Source organism: Trinickia dinghuensis (assembly GCF_003367175.1).
GTDB classification, from domain to species: Bacteria; Pseudomonadota; Gammaproteobacteria; order Burkholderiales; family Burkholderiaceae; genus Trinickia; species Trinickia dinghuensis.
Genome location: NZ_QRGA01000010.1, coordinates 250684 through 269137 on the forward strand (window position 1 = coordinate 250684; position 18454 = coordinate 269137).

Here is an 18454-nt window from a genome sequence, read left to right on the forward strand (position 1 = left end):
TCATGTCCTCAAGCGTGTCAATCGATAAAGCAGATAGCCGCCCGCTGCCTGCAGCGCGAACGAGACGAAAATCAGCCGGCGTCCGACGATGTCGCTCCACATCGTCGTGAAATACGAGGGATTCGTCGCGACCAGATAGCCGCCGATCAAGAGCGGCAACGCGACGAGCACCCATGCCGAGAGCCGCGTCTCGGCCGACATCGCCGAAAGCTCCCGCTCCGCCTGTTCGACGTCGCGCATGAAGGTCGACATGCGCTCGAGCATGACGTCGGCCCGTCCGCCGTATTTGACCGAGAGCCGCAATACCGCACCGACGAAATCGAATTCGCGCGTTCGATAGACGATCGCGACATGGGCCAGCGCGCGATCGATCTCGACGCCCGCGCGCATCATCCGCGACACGTGGTCGAGGCATTCGCGCAAGGGGGCTTCAGTGGTTTGCAGCGCCGCCTGAAACGCGGCCGGCACGCTGTTGCCTAGCGTGACGAGGCGCACGATGCCGTCCAGAAACGTGGGCAGTTGCCTGACGATGGCCAAGCGGCGGTGCTGCGAACGCGCCGTCACGAACAGGCTCACCGCCACCGCCGAAACGACGAGCGCGGCACCGGCGGCCACCAGGCCCACGCGCAGTCCGAGCCACGCCACGCCGAGCGTGAGCGCCGCCAGCGCGATCGTCAACGGCGTACCGGCGCCGGACAGCCCGGCACGCACGACAATATGCTCGATCGCCTGCGGCAGATGCCAATGCCGCTCCGGCCCCGCGCGCTCGGCGGAACCCGGCGAAGCCGATGCCCCGGCGGCGCGCGCCGGCGTAGCTCCGGAAGCCGGCGCGGACGTGGGACGCGCGCCCGTAGCGTGCGCCGCCGCGCCATCTTTAGGGCCACCGGCTGACCCCGGCGCGGCGACGCGGCGCTCGACGAAGCGCTGCGTGCTGACGCGGCGCTGCGCGCGCACGCCTCGCTGCCAGAGCAGCAGCGCGAGCGCGACGCACACCAAGGCGAGCGCCGCGAGGAGCATGACGCCTCTAGGCACGGAACCCGCCTTGCGAGAAGCCGTCGTCGAAACCGGCGCCGAGCAGGGTCTTGAACCGGGCTAGTTTCGGCGAATGCGGATGGATGCCGAGCGACGTCCAGTTATCGATCTCCTCCCCGTCCGCATTGATGAGCGGCTCGTAGCGATAGAGTTCCTGCGTCGCGATGATCGTATCGGACAAGCCCGTGACCTCGGTGATCGACAAGATGCGCCGTCGCCCGTTCGAGAGCCGGCCGATCTGCACGATGAAGTCGATCGCATTCGCGATCTGCCGCCGCAAGCTCGATTCCGTGCCTTGAAACCCCGCGAAGCCCGCCAGCATTTCGAGCCGATAAAGGCACTCGCGCGGCGAACTCGCATGCACGGTCCCCATCGAACCATCATGCCCCGTGTTCATCGCTTGCAGCATTTCGAGCACTTCCCCTCCGCGCACTTCGCCGACGATGATGCGATCGGGCCGCATCCGCAGCGTATTGCGCAGCAGGTCGCGAATCGTGACGAGCCCCGAGCCGTCGAAGCCACCGGGCCGGCTCTCGAGGCGGACGACATGCGGATGGTTCAGTGACAGCTCGGCGGTGTCCTCGATCGTGACGACGCGCTCCGGCTCGGGGATATGGAACGCGAGCGCATTCAACAACGACGTCTTGCCCGAACTCGTTCCGCCCGAGACGAGCACGTTGCAGCGCGCCGCCACGGCCGCTTCGAGCAGCATGCCGATCTCTTCGTTGTAGGTTCCGTTCGCGAGCAGGTCCGAGGGACGCAGCGGATCCTTGCGAAACTTTCGGATCGAGACGACCGGCCCGTCGATCGACAGCGGCTCGATGACGACGTTGACCCGTCCGCCGTCGGGCAGGCGAGCATCGACCATCGGATTCGACTCGTCCAGGCGCCGGCCGATCGGCGCGAGGATGCGCCGAACGATCCGCAGCAGGTGCGCGTTGTCGGCGAAACGCACGGGCATCTTCGTCAAGATGCCGTGACGCGACACGTAGACGTCGCGGTAACCGTTGACGAGGATGTCCTCGACGGCGGGGTCGCCGAGCAGATCCTCGATCGGCCCGAACCCGGCCAGCTCTTTCGTCAGCGCCTCGGCAATGAGCCGCACTTCGCTCTCGTTGATCGGGATGCGGCGCAGACGCACGAAGCTGTCCATCTCCAGATCGACGAACTGATTGATCGCGGCGCGCGACCATCGGCCAAACTCCGCGCCGAGCTCTTCGATGCGCGTGAGCAGATGCTCGTGCGCCGCGTTCTTGATGTCCTGAAACTGCTGCGTATGCGCGAACGAGGAGGCATCGTCGGCAAATTCGATTTCGTTTGCCATCGTCTATGACCGCTTCGGTGGAAGGTGAATGAATCGTTTGAATCGCTTGAATCGCTCGAGTCGTTCGAATCGCGTGGGCGCCGCGTGCTCCGCTCGCTCGCCCCCGTATCCGGCGGCACCGGCCGCGCCATCCGTATCGCTCGGCGCGATACGCTGGGCGAGCGCGTCGACCGCGCGCACGTATGGATCGCGCTCGGCAACGTCCGCCAGCAGCTTGCCTTGATTGGCCGCTTGCGCGAGCGGCACGCGCCGCGACGGCAGCGTCGCGACGAGCGGCAGCGCCAGCCGCGCCGCGATCTGCTCGGCCGTCAATCCGAGCCGCGCGTCGTATTTGGTGACGACGATGCCGATGCGCCCGGTATCGAACTGCGCCGTAGCCAACTCGCGCAACAAGTCCACGGCCGATACGACCGATGCGATCGCCGGATCGCACACGAGCCACACTTCGTCGGCGGCCTGCGCCACCTGCGCGATGAACTCGTGATTCGAAAAACCGCCGAGGTCGACGATTTGCTGATCGAAGAACGCGCGCAGGCGCGTCAACAGTGCGACGGCCGAGGCATACGACACCGTGCGCAGCGCCGAAAGATCCGGAGAGAGCGTGGTCAACGCAAGGCCGCTCCCGTGATGCGCGAGCGCCGTATGGATGAAAGTTTCATCGAAGCGGCGCAGATTGCGGACCGCTTCGACGAAATCGAACTCGCTGCGCGTGTCGAGGTAGAGCATGCCGTCCCCAGCAGGCAGCCCGAGATCGACGAGCGCCGCTTGCCGCCCCGCTGGCAATCCGCGCTTTTGTGCGAGCACGCCGAGATGCGCCGCGAGCGTGGACACGCCCACGCCCACGCGCGCGCCGAGCAGCACCGTGAGCCGGCCGTGGCGTGCCGGGATCTGAGCGACGTTTTCGAGCGCTTCGCGCGTGATGCGCGCTGCCTCTTGCGCGCCCCCCTCCAAATCCACGAAATCGCGCACACCGGCACGCAGTGCGGCAATCGCGCCCTCCGGTTCGGCCAGCTTTCCCACGGCGATCACGGGCACCTGTGGCGAAAGCGTGCGCACGGCTTGCACGGCCCGCGTCGCGGAATCGATGAGTTGTCCTGAGAAATCGACGAAGACGAGCGAGGGCCGCAGCGCAGCGATGCGCTGCGACAGCGGTCCCGCTTCCTGTGCGACCGGCTCGACCGCACCGGTCGACGCGAGCGCGTCGGCCAGCCATCGAACGTGGGCATCGCGGCTCGACGCGAACACGAAGTAATCGACGATCGCTCGTTCTGGGTCACTCAAGGTTTGCGCTCTCGCGTTCATGCTGCTCGCCTCGCTGGTCGATGGGCTCGCACCGCGTGTTCGCCGGTGTCATTGCGAGAACCCCGGGCCGGCATCGCGCGAAAGCGCACCGCCCAAGTACGATCGCCACACGGGACCGTCGCGCTGCTCGGATTGTTCGCCGGGCGTCGAGGGCAGCGGCGCATCTTTCGCGAGCGGCGAGACGAGGTGCGGCGTCACGACGATCACGAGTTCCTTGTCGTTCTGCTGGTAGTTCAACTGCTTGAAGAACGTGCCGATGATGGGCAGATCGCCGAGCAGCGGCACTTTGCTGACGTTCGACAACGTCTCGCGATCGATGAGCCCGCCGATGACGAAGCTTTCGCCGTCGCCGAGTTCGACCGTCGTATCGGCCCGCCGCGTCGTGATCGCCGGAACCGACACGCCGTTGATCGTCACGGCGTTCTGGAAATCGAGCTGGCTCGCCTCGGGGGCGACCTTCAACGCGATGCGCCGTGGGCTGAGCACGGTGGGCGTGAGCGTGAGACCGACGCCGTAAGGCTTGTACTGGATCGACGTCGTGCCCAGTGCCTGGGGCACGGGCACGGGAATCTCGCCGCCCGCGAGAAAGCTCGCGCTCTGCCCCGACAGCGCGACGAGCGTCGGCTCGGCGAGCACGCGCGCGAGGTTGTTGCTTTCCATTAGGCTCAAGTCGGCAAACAAGCCCCGGCTCGCCGAATTGAGCACGAGGTTGAACGCCGACGCGATCGGGGTATTGGCCGTGACCTGAAAATTCGACGTGCCTGCGCCCGATACCGAGTTCAAGCCCGATGGCGCGAAGGTGCCGAACGAGAATCCGTTGGTCTGCTTGAACAAGTTCAAGCCGACCTGCTTGAGCACGGTCCGGCTGAACTCGACGACACGCACGTCGACTTGCACGACGCTGCGCGTGGACACGGTCGATTCGTCGACGATCGAACCCGAATCGCCGCCGGCATGCTTGCCGTCGCGGGGTTGCGCGCCGCCGCCACGGCCGTCGCCATGCTGTGCGTTCGAGCGGTCACCCGCATTGACGGCATTCGCCGCCATCGCCGCGAGATCCGCGCCGCGTTGATGCGTCTCCATCGTCGGGGTCTTTCCCGAAACGACGACGTCACCGCCGTAGGTCTCGACCCGCGGCGCCCCTTCATCGGCGAGCGCGGCGGCCGCACCCGGCTCGACCACGAGCGCGAGCGTTCGCGGCGTGGTGCGGCCGGGTTCCCACAGCATCAGATTCGTCTTGCCCGGCGCCTTCCCGACGATGAGCACACCGCCGCGCCCATTGCCGTCGCGAATCACGAGCACGTCCGCAACATTCGGATCGCCGACGGCGACACGCGTGAGCCGCTGCCCCGGCGCGATCTGCCGCTGCTCGCCGACGGAGACGACGATCGCCCCCTTTCCTGGCGATATCCGATCCTGGTCACGAACTCGATTGCCGTCGCTCGCCGCATGCGCCGCATTCGGTGCGCCGCTCAAAGCGATCGCGACGCCGCAGATCCACGCGCAGGCCATCGCGCTCCAATTCACCTTCGCCGCTTTTTTTGCCATGTTTTAGATGGCCCTCGCCGTAGGCCTTTTTTAATGTTCGATACCGAATCCATCCCGCCCGCGGCTAGCACTGCAGCCGTCCTCGCATCAACACCAACATCGTCATCCTTGCCCTTGCCGTCGCCGCGCGCGTCGTTGCGCAACCGTCCACCGCCGATTCAATCGCTGAGCGTTTGCGCGCGCCCCCCTCGTATCACTTCGATGCTCGGTCCGGCGTAGGCGCGCTCGACATGCACGCGCGCGGGCGCACGGGCAGGCTCGACGCCTCCCGACAGCTCCCGCAGCGAAATGCCGGCGGCCGCCTGCATCGACGCGGTTTCGGCAACACCGTTGGTCGTGCCTACGCTCGCGCGCACGGCGCGTTGCGGCGCTGTCCGTTCGTTCGGATCGATCACATCCTCGTCGCGCGGATTGCGCAGGGCCAACAACACGTGTCCCGCGCTATCGGCCAGGGCGAGCCGATCGACGTCGGCAATCGGCACGGCCAGCACTGCCGTGCGCGCCCCCACGCCGAACTGCGACGGATTGCCGGCCCCCGAGGCCGTGCCGCCGAAAGCCAGCACGCGCACGCGCGAGAGCAGCAGGCGCGTCTGCGACCGCGTGATCTCGGCATTCGGTCCGATGCCGCCCGCGTCCCGCTTGAGCGTGAAGAAGACGTCGACGAAGTTGCCCGGCCGCACGCGATTGCCGACCGCGCTGGCGTCGTCGACATGAATCGCGACGGCACGCTCGCCCGGCGCGACCTGCTCGGCGAAGCCCGACGAGAGCTGCGCTTCGAGCACCGGCACGTTCGCGCCGATGTCCGACAGCGGCACGCGCCGCGCGACGAGCGACGTATCGGAGAACGCGCCGCTCGGACGCACGGGCAGCATGACGACGCGCAGGTCGCCGCTTGCGATCGCGGCGCCGGCGGGCAACAGATGCGTCGCGACGACGACGGGGAACGATGCGGCAGGAACGACCGCTTTCGCCACGGGCGCCACCGGCGCCGGGCGACGGCTCAGGACCAGTGCGTAGAACCCAAGCAACAGCGCCGCGGCGATCAGGGCGACGGCGGCCATCTTCGTCATGTTCAGATGCTTCATGCTTCGATCCTCGTCGGCCATGAACGGACACTCGGTCCGGCAGGCGCAATACCGCCGCGCGCGTACGCAGCTCGCTCGCGTCGAATCACAGCAAGTTCTCCGGATCGAGCTGCACCGTTGCGACGCTCGATAACGTTTGCGGCAAAGCTAGACTCAAAAGCGGCAGGGTCGGCACGATCGGATGAGCCGCGTAGTCGTAGGTCAAGGTGACCTGCACGCAGGACATCGCGCCGTCGTAGCTGCAGTTCTGTGCCTGAGCGGCACACTGCGCATAAGCGCCGAGCCACCCCGCCGATTGATTCGCGACGTTGCACGCATTGCTGCTGCGCGCGGACAACGCACCGGCCACGCTCGCCGCGCTCTGGTAATTGAGTGCCGCCCGCGCGCCCTCTTCCGCGGCCAGCGTGAGGCTCTGCTGGGCGACGAACAGCACGCTGTAAGTGACGATGCCGTACAGCACCAGGAACAACAGCGGAAACACGAGCGCGAATTCGACGGCGGCGTTGCCGGCGGACCGCGCGCGTTTGCGAGGCGGGCGTCCCGAGCGCTTCAATGCATCGCTCCTTGCAGCGAACGTCCGAGCAAATGCAGCGAAGCCGCACCGACGAGCAACGCCGCGTAAGGCGTGGCGCGGCGAGCCCCGATCGCGAACGTGGGCTGCCCGTTGCGCCATGGCGACCAACCCGCCGCCCCGGCACCCGAACGCACCCGGGCGGCGACGAGCAGCGCGATCGCGTGCAGCGCCGACACGATCGTCGCCGCGATCCACAGCCCCAGCAGCGCGGACACACCGCACCAGGCGCCGAGCACCGCAAACACTTTCACGTCGGCCGCGCCCATGACGCCGAGCAAAAAGAACGGCAGCAACGCCACGAAGCCGACGAGCGCGCCCACGGCCGCCTGCATCGGCGCCACGCCGAACGGCGCCGCATGCATCGCGGCGCAAGCGAGCGCAGCCGCGGCACCAAAGGCAACGAGGCCATTGGCGACGCGACGATCGCGGCAGTCGCTCCAAGCGACGAGCACAGCCCAAACGGTAAATACGGCGCTTCCGAACGGCATGCGTGTTTTTTGAGCCAAAAATGACCGAATTAAGCCACGCCGATTGCAGGAACAATCAGCGCTCGAAACGCTATAAATGAAACAGGAAAGCGGATGATTTAATACTTTGTTACAAGCTGCATCACATGGAATTCACCACGGCGGTGAAAACCGCTGTGATTTTCCCGGTGACGCCTGTGATCGCAGTGGCGACAGCCGCCGCCATAAGTCCGGCGATCAGTGCATATTCGATCGCGGTTACGCCGCGGTCTTCGCGTAGAAAGCGTTTGATGAGCTTGTTCATGATGCCCTCGGAAAGTCGACGAACGACGTGCAGAAATGGCCAGGCGGCACGCAACGCAATGCAACGAAAAGCCGGAGCACGCTTCGTTGCCCGGCTCAATGTCCTGCATAAGTTGCTTGGTTGATGTGCCGTTCGCCCGCAAATACGACTCAGGCAGTACGTTTTAGTGATGACCCCGACAAAGATCGATCGATAGCGTCCTCCAGTGTCTATCGGCGTTGTTTTTTCTCTTATAGCCGACCCGAGTTGACGATGCATTTCGTACAGGATGACTCTACCCTCATCGAAGGCGCCTTGTGATCTCTTGCGACTTAGGGCTTACGATAGGTTTAGATTATATCCACTAATTTTCCGCCACTGGCGATCAATATCACGTTACGGCTGATTCGGTAACAAAAACGTTGGGTCGTTACGTTACATCGGCTTCCGGGACAATCCTCAGCGCCCCAATCGCCCACTCCTTCGCCATTGCGTTACTCGCCGAGATCGTCTCTATCGTCTCGACAAGTCCTTGCGCGATCGGCATGCGCGCCCAACTCTGCGCAACACAACTCCCAATTAGAGGACTTGCTAAGGGACCTTGGCATAGCCATTGCAAAGCTTGCGTCCGCAACTAATCCGATAAACCGAAATGCGAGGGACAGCGATGAATAAGCAGATGCGCGACGGGGTACTGGGCAAGACGTGGATCGCGGTGGCGGCCGCAACGATGGTTTCACTGACTGCGTGCGGCGGGTCCGGCACGTTGAGCCAAGGGCTCGGATCCGGCGCGGGCGCCGGAACGGGCGGCGCGATTGCATCCGGCAGTGGTAGCGGCAGTGGCACCGGAACAACCGGGGCGACCGGATCGGCTGGAGCCACCGGATCGGCTGGAGCCACCGGATCGGCTGGAGCCACCGGATCGGCTGGAGCCACCGGATCGGCTGGAGCCACCGGATCTACTGGAGCCACCGGATCTACTGGAGCTACGGGATCTACTGGAGCCACCGGATCAACTGGGACCACCGGGGGCGGCAGCACACCCGCCGTAACGGCCAATGCCATCGGGCAAACGCTCGGCGGCGGCGGCAACGTCCTCAGCACGACGGGCTCGACCGTCTCGAGCCTAGGCACGACGATCGGCGCCCAGACGCTGCCCGGCACGAACCCGCAATCGTCGCAGGCCGCCGGCGGCGTAGTACAGAGCGTCGGAGCGGCTGTCTCGACGCTCGGCAACGGTGTGTCTCAAGGCCTCGGCCAGCTCGGCGCGACGAGCAATCCGGTGGGCACGACCCTCGTCAGCGCCGGCCCCGCGGTCAGTCAACTCGGCAATGCCGTGACGAGCGCCGGCTCGGTCGTGACGAGCGTCGGCGCCACCGGACCGCTCTCCCCGCTCGCACCGGTGACCGGGCCGCTCGGCAGTGCGGTCGGCACGCTCGGCAACGCGATCTCGGGCGCAGGCTCGACACTCGGCGGCACGCTTGCCGGCGGCGCCGTACAGCAAGTCACGCAACCGCTCAGTTCGGCTATCACGCCGATCACGTCGGTGGTCGGGTCGACGACGCAGACAGTCGGCACGACGACCGGCGCCGGCCCGCAGCTCGCGGGGCTGCTCGGCACGGTCGCCGGCGGCCTGAATCGGGCGGGCAGCACGGTCGCCTCCACGGGCGGTAACCCCATCGCGAGTGGAATCGGCAACGTGCTGACGTCGAGCGGCGCCGCCGCGACATCGGCAGGCGGACTCGTCACCGGCGGCAGCGCGTCAAGCGGCGGCAACCCGCTCGCCCCCCTCACGGGTGCGCTGTCGGGACTCGCAAGCACGGCAGGCGGCGTCTCGAGCAGCAATCCGCTGGCGCCCGTCACAGGCCTCGCATCGACCGCCACCGGCGCGCTCAGTGCGGCGACCGGCGGCAGTACGCCCGCGAGCCCGCTGGCTCCCGTCACAGGCCTCGTATCGACCGCCACCGGCGGACTCGGCGCAACGACCCGCGGCAGCTCCCCGACGAGCCCGCTGGCTCCCGTCACGGGCCTCGTATCCACGGTCACGAGCGCCGTCAGCGCGCCTAGCACTGGCACGTCGAGTGCCGCCAACCCGCTCGCGCCGGTCACCGGGCTGCTCACGACGGTCACGGGCGCACTCACCGGCGGCAGCGCCGGCACGACCGCCGGCTCGAATCCGCTGACAGGCCTTTCGTCGCTCGCGAACGGGCTCGCCGGTTCGCTTGCGAAGAAATAAAGCACTCACCACGAGGAGGACATCATGTCCAAGAAGCAACATCGATCGATCATCCAAGCGGCACGCACGAATGCAACGACGCTGCGCGCGCCGTTCACGGCCTTTGCCGTCGCCTACCTGCTGTCTGCCTGCGGCGGCAGCGAACTGACGCCGCCGGCCGCCTCCTCGGCGGCAGGCGGCACCGTGACGCCAACCCCGACGCAGCCGACTACCACGACGACGACCAACGCGACACCGGGCGCCGTGACGACGCTCGGCTCGACAGCCGGCGACCTTGGCAACACCATTTCCTCGACGTCCGTCCCCGGCGTCGGCTCGGGTATCACGCAAGGCGCCGGCGGCACCGTATCGGCCACGGGCGGCGTCCTCAACGCGGCGGCCAACGCGCTGAGCAGCGGCCTTGGCCAAACCGGATCGACGCCGAACCCCGTCGGCACGACCGCTGCGGGACTCGGCACGACGGTCGGCGCGACGAGCGGGGTGATCGCGGGCGCCGCCGCAACGGTCGACGCCGTCGGCACCGGCCCGCTCGCCCCGCTCGCGCCCGTGACGACACCGCTCGCCGGAGCACTCGATACCGTCGCCAACGGCGTCAGCGCCGGAGGCCAAGTAGCGGCAGCCCAGCTGTCGTCGCCCACGGTGCAGCAGGTCACGCAACCGCTCAGCTCGGCTATTACGCCGCTCGTCATCACGCTCGGCCAGCAAACGCAAAACGTCGGCACGACGACGGGCATCGGTCAACCCGTCTCCGGTCTGCTCGGCCAAGTCGGCGGCGCCGTGCAAAGCGCCGGGGCGCGAGTGGCCGGCACCTCGAGCAACCCGTTGGCCACGGACGCAGGCGCCCTCGTCTCGGGCGTCGGCAGCACCGTGACGAACGCAGGCGGCCTCGTGAACCCGAACGGCCCGAACGGCGCGGCACCGATCCCCGGGCTCATCACGAGCCTCGTCGGCAGTTCCACGACGAGCGTGCAAGGCGGTACGGCATCGAGCGGATCCGCCGGAAGCGGTCCGCTCTCTTCGCTGACCGGCGCGCTGAGCGGAAGCGGCGGCAGCCCGCTTTCGCCGCTGACGAGCGCGCTTGGTACGGTCAGCGGAAGCGCCAGCCCGGTGTCCTCGCTGACTAGCGCGCTTGGCACGGCCACCGGCAGCGCGAGCCCGGTCTCCTCCCTGACGAGTGCGCTTGGCACGGCCAGTGGCGGAGCGAGCCCCCTCGCCCCGCTGACGAGCGCCCTGGGCTCGCTCGGCACCGCCGTCGGCGGAGCGGCCACGCCGGCGAGTTCGCAGACGAGCGGCGGTGCCCTTCCGCTCATCGGCAAGCTGCCGTGAGTGAAGCACCGGGCTGCACGCGCGGGCCGAACGAGCGGCCCGCGTGTAGGCCCCTGTCATATTCGCGCCGGCGCGGCGCGACATAGATGAATGAAAGAAAGGCGGCAGCCATGAGCCCGCCCAAAATCGGCCAACGAGGATAATAAGATGATTAGGAATGCCAACCAATGGTTCTGGCTGGCCGTCGCAGCCGCGACGGCCAGCCCGGTATTCGCACAGACACGGCCGCCCGCGAGCGGCAATCCGCTCGAAGCGCTGCCTCGAATTCAAACGCCCAGCCGCACGCCGAGCGTCAGCGTGCAAATCCAGTCGAACACCGAGCAGTTGCAGCGGCTGCTCGGCACGCACCTGACACCGAGCAAAGTGCAGATCGACGGCGTCAAAGCCATTCCGTTCGCGCAAGTCGCACAGCACTTCACGCCGCTCGTGGGCAAGGACATCACGATCGGCCAGCTCGTCTCGGCCGCGAACGACGTCACACGGCTTTACCAAGCGCGCGGCTATGCGCTCTCGTTCGCTTTCATTCCAGCGCAAACGTTCGCCGACGGCGTCGTTCACGTCACGGTGGTGGAAGGCTACGTATCGAGCGTCAAGATCACCGGCAACCCAGGCCGCACCGAGCGCAAGATCCGAGAAATCGCGGATCACATTCGTCGCGAACGCCCGCTCAAACGCGCCACGTTCGAGCGCTACGTCAACGCGCTCGGACTGCTGCCCGGCATTAAGATCGCGGCCACGGTGCAGCCGCCGCAGACGACGGACGGCGCGACGGCGCTCGATCTGAGCGTGGAGCGCAAGGCGTTCAACGTGGCGACGGGCATCGACTTCAATCACCCGGGCGTGCAAGGACTCGTGACGGTGACGGAGAACGGCCTCGCTTCGCTCGGCGAAGACCTGAGCGTCTCGACGCTCGTGCCCAAGGGCCGCGACAATCAAACCTACTTCGCCGCGAACGGCGCGGTGCCGATCGGCAGCGACGGCCTCGTCGCCAAGCTCAACGCTTCGCACTATCACGGCAATCCCGTCGACAATCCGGGCCTGCCCTCCTACGTCAAGCGCACGGTCGTCAACGACAAGCTCGGTCTGGCGGCGGCCTACCCGCTCTATCTGAGCAACGCACGCAGCTTGTTGGGCACGCTTTCGGCGTATGCGTCGCACGATGAGAACAGCTATCAAAACACGCTGACGGGCGCCACGATTTCGTTGCGCTCTCAGGTGCGAGTCGTGCAGATGCAGCTCGACTACGCCGATACGCGCCCCGGGCAAACGCGCCGCGCAAGCTTGAACGTCGCAAAGGCGTTCAACCTGCTCGGCGCATCGAAGGCCGGCGAGACGAACATTCCCGGTGTGATCGAGACGAATCCCGCTTCGCTGACGTTCGTTCGGACAGGGGCCAGTTTCTCGCAGACGAACGACTGGCCCTTCAAGATCGGCACGGCGATTGCAATGACCGGGCAATACAGCGCGGATTCGCTGCCCACGTCCGAGCAGATCGCCTTCGGCGCCCAACGTTTCGCGCGCGGCTACGAGCCCGGGGAAGTCTCGGGCGACTCGGGCTTCGGCGCGTCGTTCGAGATCAATCGCGCGATCGCCGTTGCTTCGCACTACTTACAAACATTCACGCCGTACGTCGCATTCGATATGGCGCGCGTCTATCTGCATACGGGCACGACGCCGCCGGACAAACTCGCTTCGGTGGCGCTCGGCTTTCGCGTCACCGACAACAAGCATTACAGCCTCGATTTGTCGATCGCGAAGGCCGTGGGCGATGCCCCGATCGAAAGCCCGTCGCGCAGCCCGCGGCTCAATGCGACGTTCTCGTATCAGCTGTATTGAGTGCGGCATGGCCTAAGCCCGACGCTCACGCCGGCGTCTCGCCGGGCCGTTCCGCCCGCATTTGAATTAGAGGGTCCACTATCAATCGAGCCGCTCGTTTCGCGCGTATCCTGACCGGATTCTCAGAATGCGCGAAGCGAAGCGATCCAATTCGATTCGATTCGCCGCAGCGCATCGAACGACAGACGATTGATCAACAGGAGGAAGACATGACGCACTTCTCGCATTCCGCTAAGACGACCGCATGGAACGCCGTCAAACGTGCCACGGTGGCCGGTGTCCTGATGGCGGCCGCGACAACGGCATTCGCGCAAGGCAGCAACACGCCGGTGGGCGTATGGCAGACGATCGACGACAGCACGCATCAACCGAAAGCGCTCGTCCAAATCTCGCAAGGCGATGACGGCACGCTCTCCGGGAAGGTAATCAAAGGCCTCGATCCGAAGGACAAGCCGGGCAAGCTTTGCACGGCCTGCACCGACGAGCGCAAGGACCAGCCGATCCTCGGCATGACGATCATCAAGAGCATGAAGCCGGACGGCGACAAATGGGATGGCGGCAACATCCTCGATCCCGAGAACGGCAAGATCTATAAGTGCAACATGCACCTCGAGAACGGCGGACAGAAACTCGTCGTGCGCGGCTACATCGGCTTCTCGCTGCTAGGCCGTTCTCAAACGTGGGTCCGTCAAGATTCGGCGCAAGCGACGAACTAAAGAAGAGAAGAGGCGGGCCGGCGGCAAACGCCGGCCGAATGCGCCCGTGCCGCGCGCTACGCCGCGCGACGTAACGAAGCGAGATAGGTCAGCCTCGGCAAATCGACCGTGACGAAAGGCGGCGGAGCCGGCTTACGCGGTTTCCCCGGCTTTTTCTCGCGTATACGCGCTTTGATCGTGTCGCATAAGGCCAACCCGGCCTCGCCGTACAAACGCGTCAGCACCTGCTTGAAAATGCCCGCCTCGTACCACGTCGAAAACCGCCGGTGACACGTTTGATAGGCCGGGTAGCGCTTGGGAATCGAAGCCCATGCCGCGTTGCTGTAAATGACCCACAGCACGCCGTTGAGCACTGCGCGCGTATCGGTAACGGGACGCCCCCGCACCCGCCCACGCGGGCTGAGTTCGGGAAAGAGCGGCACGATGCGCTCCCATTGTTGGTCCGTGATGTCGCTATAGGGGGTCATCCGCGCCTCCTTCTCCAAAAAAGGAAAAAGCACGATATGCCCCGCCGCGCACGGTGCCTATCGGAATAGTCCGAAAGTGCACCAGGCGGGCATCGAAACGCTACGTCAACGTGGCGTCGACGATCCTGCGCGGCGTTTCCAGGTACTCCTTCGACTGCATTTCCACGAGGCGCGACACCGTCCGGCTGAACTCGTTCGCCATCGGCCCTTCGACGTAGAGGTCTTCCGCGCGCACCGCCGCCGACATCAAGAGCTTGACCTTGTGGTCGTAGAAAACGTCGACGAGCCACGTGAAGCGGCGCGCCTCCGACGCCATGCGCGGCGACATCTGCGGCACGTCCGAAAGAATCACCGTGTGAAAACGCGTCGCCAATTCGAGATAGTCGTTTTGCGAACGCGGCCCGCCGCAAAGCGTGGCGAAATCGAACCAGACGACGCCGTCGGCGCGGCGCAGTGCCTTCAGTTCGCGTTTTTCGATGCGCAGAAGCGGGCTTTCGTCGGGCACCGCGGCCAATTGCGCATACGCCGAGCGCAGCGCGCGATCGGCCTCGGCCCCGAGCGGCGTGTGATAGACGTTGACCTGCGCGAGCGTGCGCTGGCGGTAATCGATGCCCGCATCGACGTTCAACACGTCGAGCTTGGACTTGATGAGTTCGATCGCGGGCAGCAGGCGGTCGCGATGCAAGCCGTCCGGATAGAGCGTGTCGGGATCGTAGTTCGACGTCATCACGAACTGCACGCCGTTCGTGAAAAGCCGGTCGAGCAGGCGATACAGAATCATCGCGTCCGCGATGTCGGAGACATGGAACTCGTCGAAACAGATCAAGCGATAGCGCTTCGCCATCCGCCGCGCGAGTTCGTCGAGCGGATCCGCCTGCCCCTTCAGTTCCTCGAGCACGCGATGCACTTCGCGCATGAATTCGTGGAAGTGGATGCGTGTCTTGCGCTGCACGGGCACGATGGCGTAGAAACTGTCCATCAGGAAGCTCTTGCCGCGCCCCACGCCGCCCCACATGTAGACGCCACGCGGCAATTGCGGATGGACGATCAGCTTGCGCAAAGCATTGGAGCGCCGCGCCTTGTAGGCGACCCACTCCTCGTAGCATTGCTGCAAACGGTCGACCGCGGCGCGCTGTGCCGGGTCCGACGTATAACCGCGCGTCACGAGCTCCTGCTCGTAGTATTCGATGACGTTCATCGTACCGATACAAAAAGACGAAGGCGGGAGGGGTCTGCCCTGCCCGCCTTCATCGTGGCATCTCGCTTACCGATCGCTACCGGCGCCCCCTAGCGCTCGCTGCGTTTGAATTCCCGAAGGGGGCAGGCAAGCTTGGAGCGGCCCGGTGTTGACTTGCGACCGGTGCGCGAGCGCGTTACTTATTGAGCGAGCGTTTGTCGACGTCGAGCGCCGCTTCGCGCATCACTTCGGACAACGACGGGTGCGGATGGCAGATGCGGCCGATATCTTCCGACGCGGCCTTGAACTCCATCGCCACCACCGCCTCGGCGATCAGGTCCGACGCGTTCGCCGCGATGATGTGCACGCCGAGCAATTCGTCCGTCTTCGCATCGGCGATCATCTTGACGAAGCCGTCCGGCTTCGCGATGCCGAGCGCACGGCCGTTGATCGAGAACGGGAACTGCCCCTTCTTGATCTCGCGGCCCTCTGCCTTCAACTGCTGCTCCGTCTTGCCGACCCATGCGATTTCGGGTTCGGTGTAGATGACCCACGGAATGCAGTTGTAGTCGATGTGCGGCTTCTGCCCGTCGATGACTTCGGCGACGAGCACGGCTTCGTCCTCGGCCTTGTGCGCGAGCATCGGGCCACGGACGACGTCGCCGATCGCGTAGACGTTCGGCACGCTCGTGCGGCAGTGATCGTCGACGTCGACGAAGCCGCGCTCGTTCGCCTTCAGGCCGATCGATTCGAGGCCCAGGTTGTCGGTGTTCGGCACGCGGCCGACCGACACGATCAGGCGGTCGGCTTCGAGCGTCTGCGCGTTGCCGTCCTTATCCGTATAGGCGATCGACACGCCGTCCTTCGACGTCTTCACTTCGCCGATGTTCACGCCGAGATGGATGTCGAGCCCTTGCTTCTTGAAGAGCTTCGCCGCTTCCTTGGCGAGTGCTTCGTCGGCCGCGCCGAGGAACGCGGGCAGCGCTTCGAGCACCGTGACGTCGGAGCCCAGGCGGCGCCATACCGAGCCGAGCTCGAGGCCGATCACGCCCGCGCCGATGACGGCGAGCTTCTTCGGTACCGCTTCGAACGCGAGCGCGCCTTCGTTGTCGGCGACGATCTTGTTGTCGACCGGAACGTTCGGCAGGTGACGCGCCTTCGAGCCCGTCGCGATGATGACGTTCTTCGCCGTGACGACTTCAGTCTCGCCTTCGCCGCTCACTTCGATCTGCACGCCGCCGTCGTTCTTGCCGACGAACTTGCCGTGGCCCTGGAGCCACGTGATCTTGTTCTTCTTGAACAGGAATTCGATGCCGCCCGTCATTTTCTCGACGATGCCGTCCTTGCGGGCCATCATCTTCGTGACGTCCATCTTCACATCGCCGACGCTGATGCCGTGGGCTTCAAGATGGTGCGACGCGTTTTCGAATTCTTCCGACGAGGCCAGCAGCGCCTTCGACGGGATGCAGCCGACGTTCAGGCACGTACCGCCGAGCTTGAGCGCGCCGGCCGGGTTCTTCCACTTTTCGATACAGGCGACGGTCTTGCCGAGCTGCGCGGCACGGATCGCGGCGACGTAGCCGCCCGGGCCCGCGCCGATCACGACGACGTCAAATTCTTTGGACATGACAATCCTTTTGATTGCGCGGCGGCGCGCGATGCACGATGCGCGATCGGCGCCGCCGCGGTTTCGGTCAATGCGAGTGAAACGCGGCGCTCGCTCGGCCAATCGGCGAGCGAGCGCGGACAGTACGGATTACAGATCGAGCAGCAGACGGGCCGGATCCTCGAGCGCATCCTTCATCGCGACGAGCGACAGCACGGCTTCGCGGCCGTCGATGATGCGGTGATCGTACGAGAGCGCGAGATAGTTCATCGGGCGGATGACGATCTGGCCGTTTTCGACGACCGCACGCTCCTTCGTCGCGTGCACGCCGAGGATGGCCGATTGCGGCGGGTTGATGATCGGGGTCGAGAGCATCGAACCGAACACGCCGCCGTTCGAGATCGAGAACGTGCCGCCCGTCATTTCCTCGATCGACAGCTTGCCGTCCTTCGCCTTTTGGCCGAATTCGGCGATCTTCTTCTCGATGTCGGCGAGCGACAGTTGATCGGCGTTGCGCAGGATCGGCACGACGAGGCCGCGCGGCGAACCGACGGCGATGCCGATGTCGAAGTAGCCGTGATAGACGATGTCGTTGCCGTCGATCGACGCATTCACGAGCGGGAACTTCTTCAGCGCATGGACGGCCGCCTTGACGAAGAACGACATGAAGCCGAGCTTGACGCCGTGCTCCTTCTCGAACTTGTCCTTGTACTTGTTGCGCAGATCCATGACCGGCGCCATGTTCACTTCGTTGAACGTCGTGAGGATGGCGTTCGTCTGCTGCGACTCGAGCAGACGCTCGGCGATACGCGCACGCAGACGCGACATCGGCACGCGCTGTTCCGGGCGGTTCTGCAGCCAGGCTTCGGCCGATGCGGGCGCCTTCACGTCCGGCAGCGACGGCTTGGCCGGCTTCGCGGCCGGAGCGGCAGCGGGTGCGCGCGCGGCGGGGGCGCCCGCTGCGAGCACGTCGCCCTTCGTGATGCGGCCGTCGCGGCCCGAGCCCGCCACTTGATCGGCGGCGAGGTTCTTCTCGGCCATCAGCTTACCGGCGGCCGGCGAAGCAACTGCGCCGGCCGTTGCCGTGGCGGCGGTAGCCGCGGCGGCGGGAGCGGCAGCGGCGGGAGCGGCAGCGGTTGCAGCCGGAGCGGCCGCGGCAGCCGGAGCAGCGGCGGCGCCGGCCTTGCCTTCCGTGTCGATCTTCGCGAGCAGTTGCTCGGATTCGACCGTTTCGCCGTCGGCGACGACGACTTCGGCCAGCACGCCCGAATCGGGTGCCGGCACTTCGAGCACGACCTTGTCCGTTTCGATCTCGATGAGAATCTCATCGCGCGTCACGGCCTCGCCCGGCTTCTTCTTCCACTGAAGCATCGTGCCTTCCGAAACCGACTCCGAAAACTGCGGAACCTTGACCTCAACAATAGCCATTTGATCTTTCCTGAACTCTTTAATCTGGTGTGGGGAGCGAGCCGGCT

General features: G+C 65.7%; 16 protein-coding genes. 4 read left to right on the forward strand and 12 right to left on the reverse strand.

Annotated elements, in window-relative coordinates:
• The 8 genes from DWV00_RS19230 to DWV00_RS19265 form a co-directional block, all read right to left on the reverse strand.
• On the reverse strand, positions 1-1017 hold the full coding sequence (locus tag DWV00_RS19230; protein ID WP_115535175.1) for a type II secretion system F family protein: 1017 nt from the start codon (positions 1015-1017) through the stop codon (positions 1-3).
• Between the two features lie 7 nt (positions 1018-1024).
• Positions 1025-2356 carry a TadA family conjugal transfer-associated ATPase gene (locus DWV00_RS19235; RefSeq protein WP_115535176.1) on the reverse strand — a complete coding sequence of 444 codons (1332 nt, stop codon included), beginning with the start codon at positions 2354-2356 and terminating at the stop codon, positions 1025-1027.
• A 3-nt stretch (positions 2357-2359) separates the two neighbouring features.
• Positions 2360-3658: a fimbrial protein gene (locus DWV00_RS19240; RefSeq protein WP_245964943.1), complete on the reverse strand. Its 1299-nt coding sequence runs from the start codon at positions 3656-3658 to the stop codon at positions 2360-2362.
• A 48-nt stretch (positions 3659-3706) separates the two neighbouring features.
• A complete protein-coding gene (locus DWV00_RS19245) occupies positions 3707-5206 on the reverse strand; it encodes a type II and III secretion system protein family protein (RefSeq protein WP_245964944.1) in 1500 nt (499 codons plus the stop codon).
• A gap of 158 nt (positions 5207-5364) precedes the next feature.
• Positions 5365-6291, reverse strand: a complete 927-nt coding sequence (gene cpaB, locus DWV00_RS19250) for a Flp pilus assembly protein CpaB (RefSeq protein WP_115535292.1) — start codon at positions 6289-6291, stop codon at positions 5365-5367.
• An 85-nt stretch (positions 6292-6376) separates the two neighbouring features.
• Entirely contained in the window at positions 6377-6844 is a 468-nt protein-coding gene (locus tag DWV00_RS19255) for a TadE/TadG family type IV pilus assembly protein (RefSeq protein ID WP_115535177.1), read from the reverse strand.
• Positions 6841-7353, reverse strand: coding sequence for an A24 family peptidase (locus DWV00_RS19260; protein ID WP_115535178.1), 513 nt, complete (start codon positions 7351-7353; stop codon positions 6841-6843). Before DWV00_RS19260 ends, DWV00_RS19255 begins: the two co-directional genes overlap by 4 nt.
• Positions 7354-7474: 121 nt before the next feature.
• A complete protein-coding gene (locus DWV00_RS19265; protein WP_115535293.1) occupies positions 7475-7636 on the reverse strand; it encodes a Flp family type IVb pilin in 162 nt (53 codons plus the stop codon).
• Between the two features lie 646 nt (positions 7637-8282).
• Between DWV00_RS19265 and DWV00_RS19270 the strand changes: the two genes are divergently transcribed.
• The 4 genes from DWV00_RS19270 (at position 8283) to DWV00_RS19285 (ending at position 13729) form a co-directional block, all read left to right on the forward strand.
• A complete protein-coding gene (locus DWV00_RS19270) occupies positions 8283-9851 on the forward strand; it encodes a collagen-like triple helix repeat-containing protein (protein WP_115535179.1) in 1569 nt (522 codons plus the stop codon).
• A 24-nt stretch (positions 9852-9875) separates the two neighbouring features.
• The gene (locus tag DWV00_RS19275; RefSeq protein ID WP_115535180.1) at positions 9876-11177 is read left to right on the forward strand and encodes a collagen-like triple helix repeat-containing protein; all 1302 of its coding nucleotides are present in this window, start codon (positions 9876-9878) and stop codon (positions 11175-11177) included.
• A gap of 147 nt (positions 11178-11324) precedes the next feature.
• The gene (locus DWV00_RS19280; protein ID WP_115535181.1) at positions 11325-13013 is read left to right on the forward strand and encodes a ShlB/FhaC/HecB family hemolysin secretion/activation protein; all 1689 of its coding nucleotides are present in this window, start codon (positions 11325-11327) and stop codon (positions 13011-13013) included.
• A 284-nt stretch (positions 13014-13297) separates the two neighbouring features.
• Positions 13298-13729 (forward strand): DUF2147 domain-containing protein, encoded by a 432-nt coding sequence (locus DWV00_RS19285; RefSeq protein ID WP_425452805.1) that lies wholly within the window; start codon positions 13298-13300, stop codon positions 13727-13729.
• Between the two features lie 56 nt (positions 13730-13785).
• Here the strand turns inward: DWV00_RS19285 and DWV00_RS19290 are convergent, their stop codons facing one another.
• The 4 genes from DWV00_RS19290 to odhB all read right to left on the reverse strand — a co-directional run bounded on the left by DWV00_RS19290 (position 13786) and on the right by odhB (position 18407).
• Entirely contained in the window at positions 13786-14196 is a 411-nt protein-coding gene (locus DWV00_RS19290; RefSeq protein ID WP_115535183.1) for a transposase, read from the reverse strand.
• A gap of 100 nt (positions 14197-14296) precedes the next feature.
• Positions 14297-15394, reverse strand: coding sequence for a cell division protein ZapE (gene zapE, locus DWV00_RS19295; RefSeq protein ID WP_115535184.1), 1098 nt, complete (start codon positions 15392-15394; stop codon positions 14297-14299).
• 175 nt (positions 15395-15569) lie between these two features.
• On the reverse strand, positions 15570-17000 hold the full coding sequence (lpdA, locus tag DWV00_RS19300) for a dihydrolipoyl dehydrogenase (protein WP_115535294.1): 1431 nt from the start codon (positions 16998-17000) through the stop codon (positions 15570-15572).
• Between the two features lie 129 nt (positions 17001-17129).
• A complete protein-coding gene (odhB, locus tag DWV00_RS19305; RefSeq protein WP_115535185.1) occupies positions 17130-18407 on the reverse strand; it encodes a 2-oxoglutarate dehydrogenase complex dihydrolipoyllysine-residue succinyltransferase in 1278 nt (425 codons plus the stop codon).
• Positions 18408-18454: the final 47 nt, after the last annotated feature.

Coding starts and splice junctions, on each gene's coding strand:
- DWV00_RS19265 (WP_115535293.1), bottom strand. CDS start 7,636: ATGAACAAGCTCATCAAACGCTTTCTACGCGAAGACCGCGGCGTAACC.
- DWV00_RS19280 (WP_115535181.1), top strand. CDS start 11,325: ATGATTAGGAATGCCAACCAATGGTTCTGGCTGGCCGTCGCAGCCGCG.
- DWV00_RS19270 (WP_115535179.1), top strand. CDS start 8,283: ATGAATAAGCAGATGCGCGACGGGGTACTGGGCAAGACGTGGATCGCG.
- cpaB (WP_115535292.1), bottom strand. CDS start 6,291: ATGAAGCATCTGAACATGACGAAGATGGCCGCCGTCGCCCTGATCGCC.
- DWV00_RS19260 (WP_115535178.1), bottom strand. CDS start 7,353: ATGCCGTTCGGAAGCGCCGTATTTACCGTTTGGGCTGTGCTCGTCGCT.
- DWV00_RS19290 (WP_115535183.1), bottom strand. CDS start 14,196: ATGACCCCCTATAGCGACATCACGGACCAACAATGGGAGCGCATCGTG.
- odhB (WP_115535185.1), bottom strand. CDS start 18,407: ATGGCTATTGTTGAGGTCAAGGTTCCGCAGTTTTCGGAGTCGGTTTCG.
- DWV00_RS19275 (WP_115535180.1), top strand. CDS start 9,876: ATGTCCAAGAAGCAACATCGATCGATCATCCAAGCGGCACGCACGAAT.
- DWV00_RS19230 (WP_115535175.1), bottom strand. CDS start 1,017: ATGCTCCTCGCGGCGCTCGCCTTGGTGTGCGTCGCGCTCGCGCTGCTG.
- lpdA (WP_115535294.1), bottom strand. CDS start 17,000: ATGTCCAAAGAATTTGACGTCGTCGTGATCGGCGCGGGCCCGGGCGGC.
- DWV00_RS19235 (WP_115535176.1), bottom strand. CDS start 2,356: ATGGCAAACGAAATCGAATTTGCCGACGATGCCTCCTCGTTCGCGCAT.
- zapE (WP_115535184.1), bottom strand. CDS start 15,394: ATGAACGTCATCGAATACTACGAGCAGGAGCTCGTGACGCGCGGTTAT.
- DWV00_RS19245 (WP_245964944.1), bottom strand. CDS start 5,206: ATGGCAAAAAAAGCGGCGAAGGTGAATTGGAGCGCGATGGCCTGCGCG.
- DWV00_RS19285 (WP_425452805.1), top strand. CDS start 13,298: ATGGCGGCCGCGACAACGGCATTCGCGCAAGGCAGCAACACGCCGGTG.
- DWV00_RS19240 (WP_245964943.1), bottom strand. CDS start 3,658: ATGAACGCGAGAGCGCAAACCTTGAGTGACCCAGAACGAGCGATCGTC.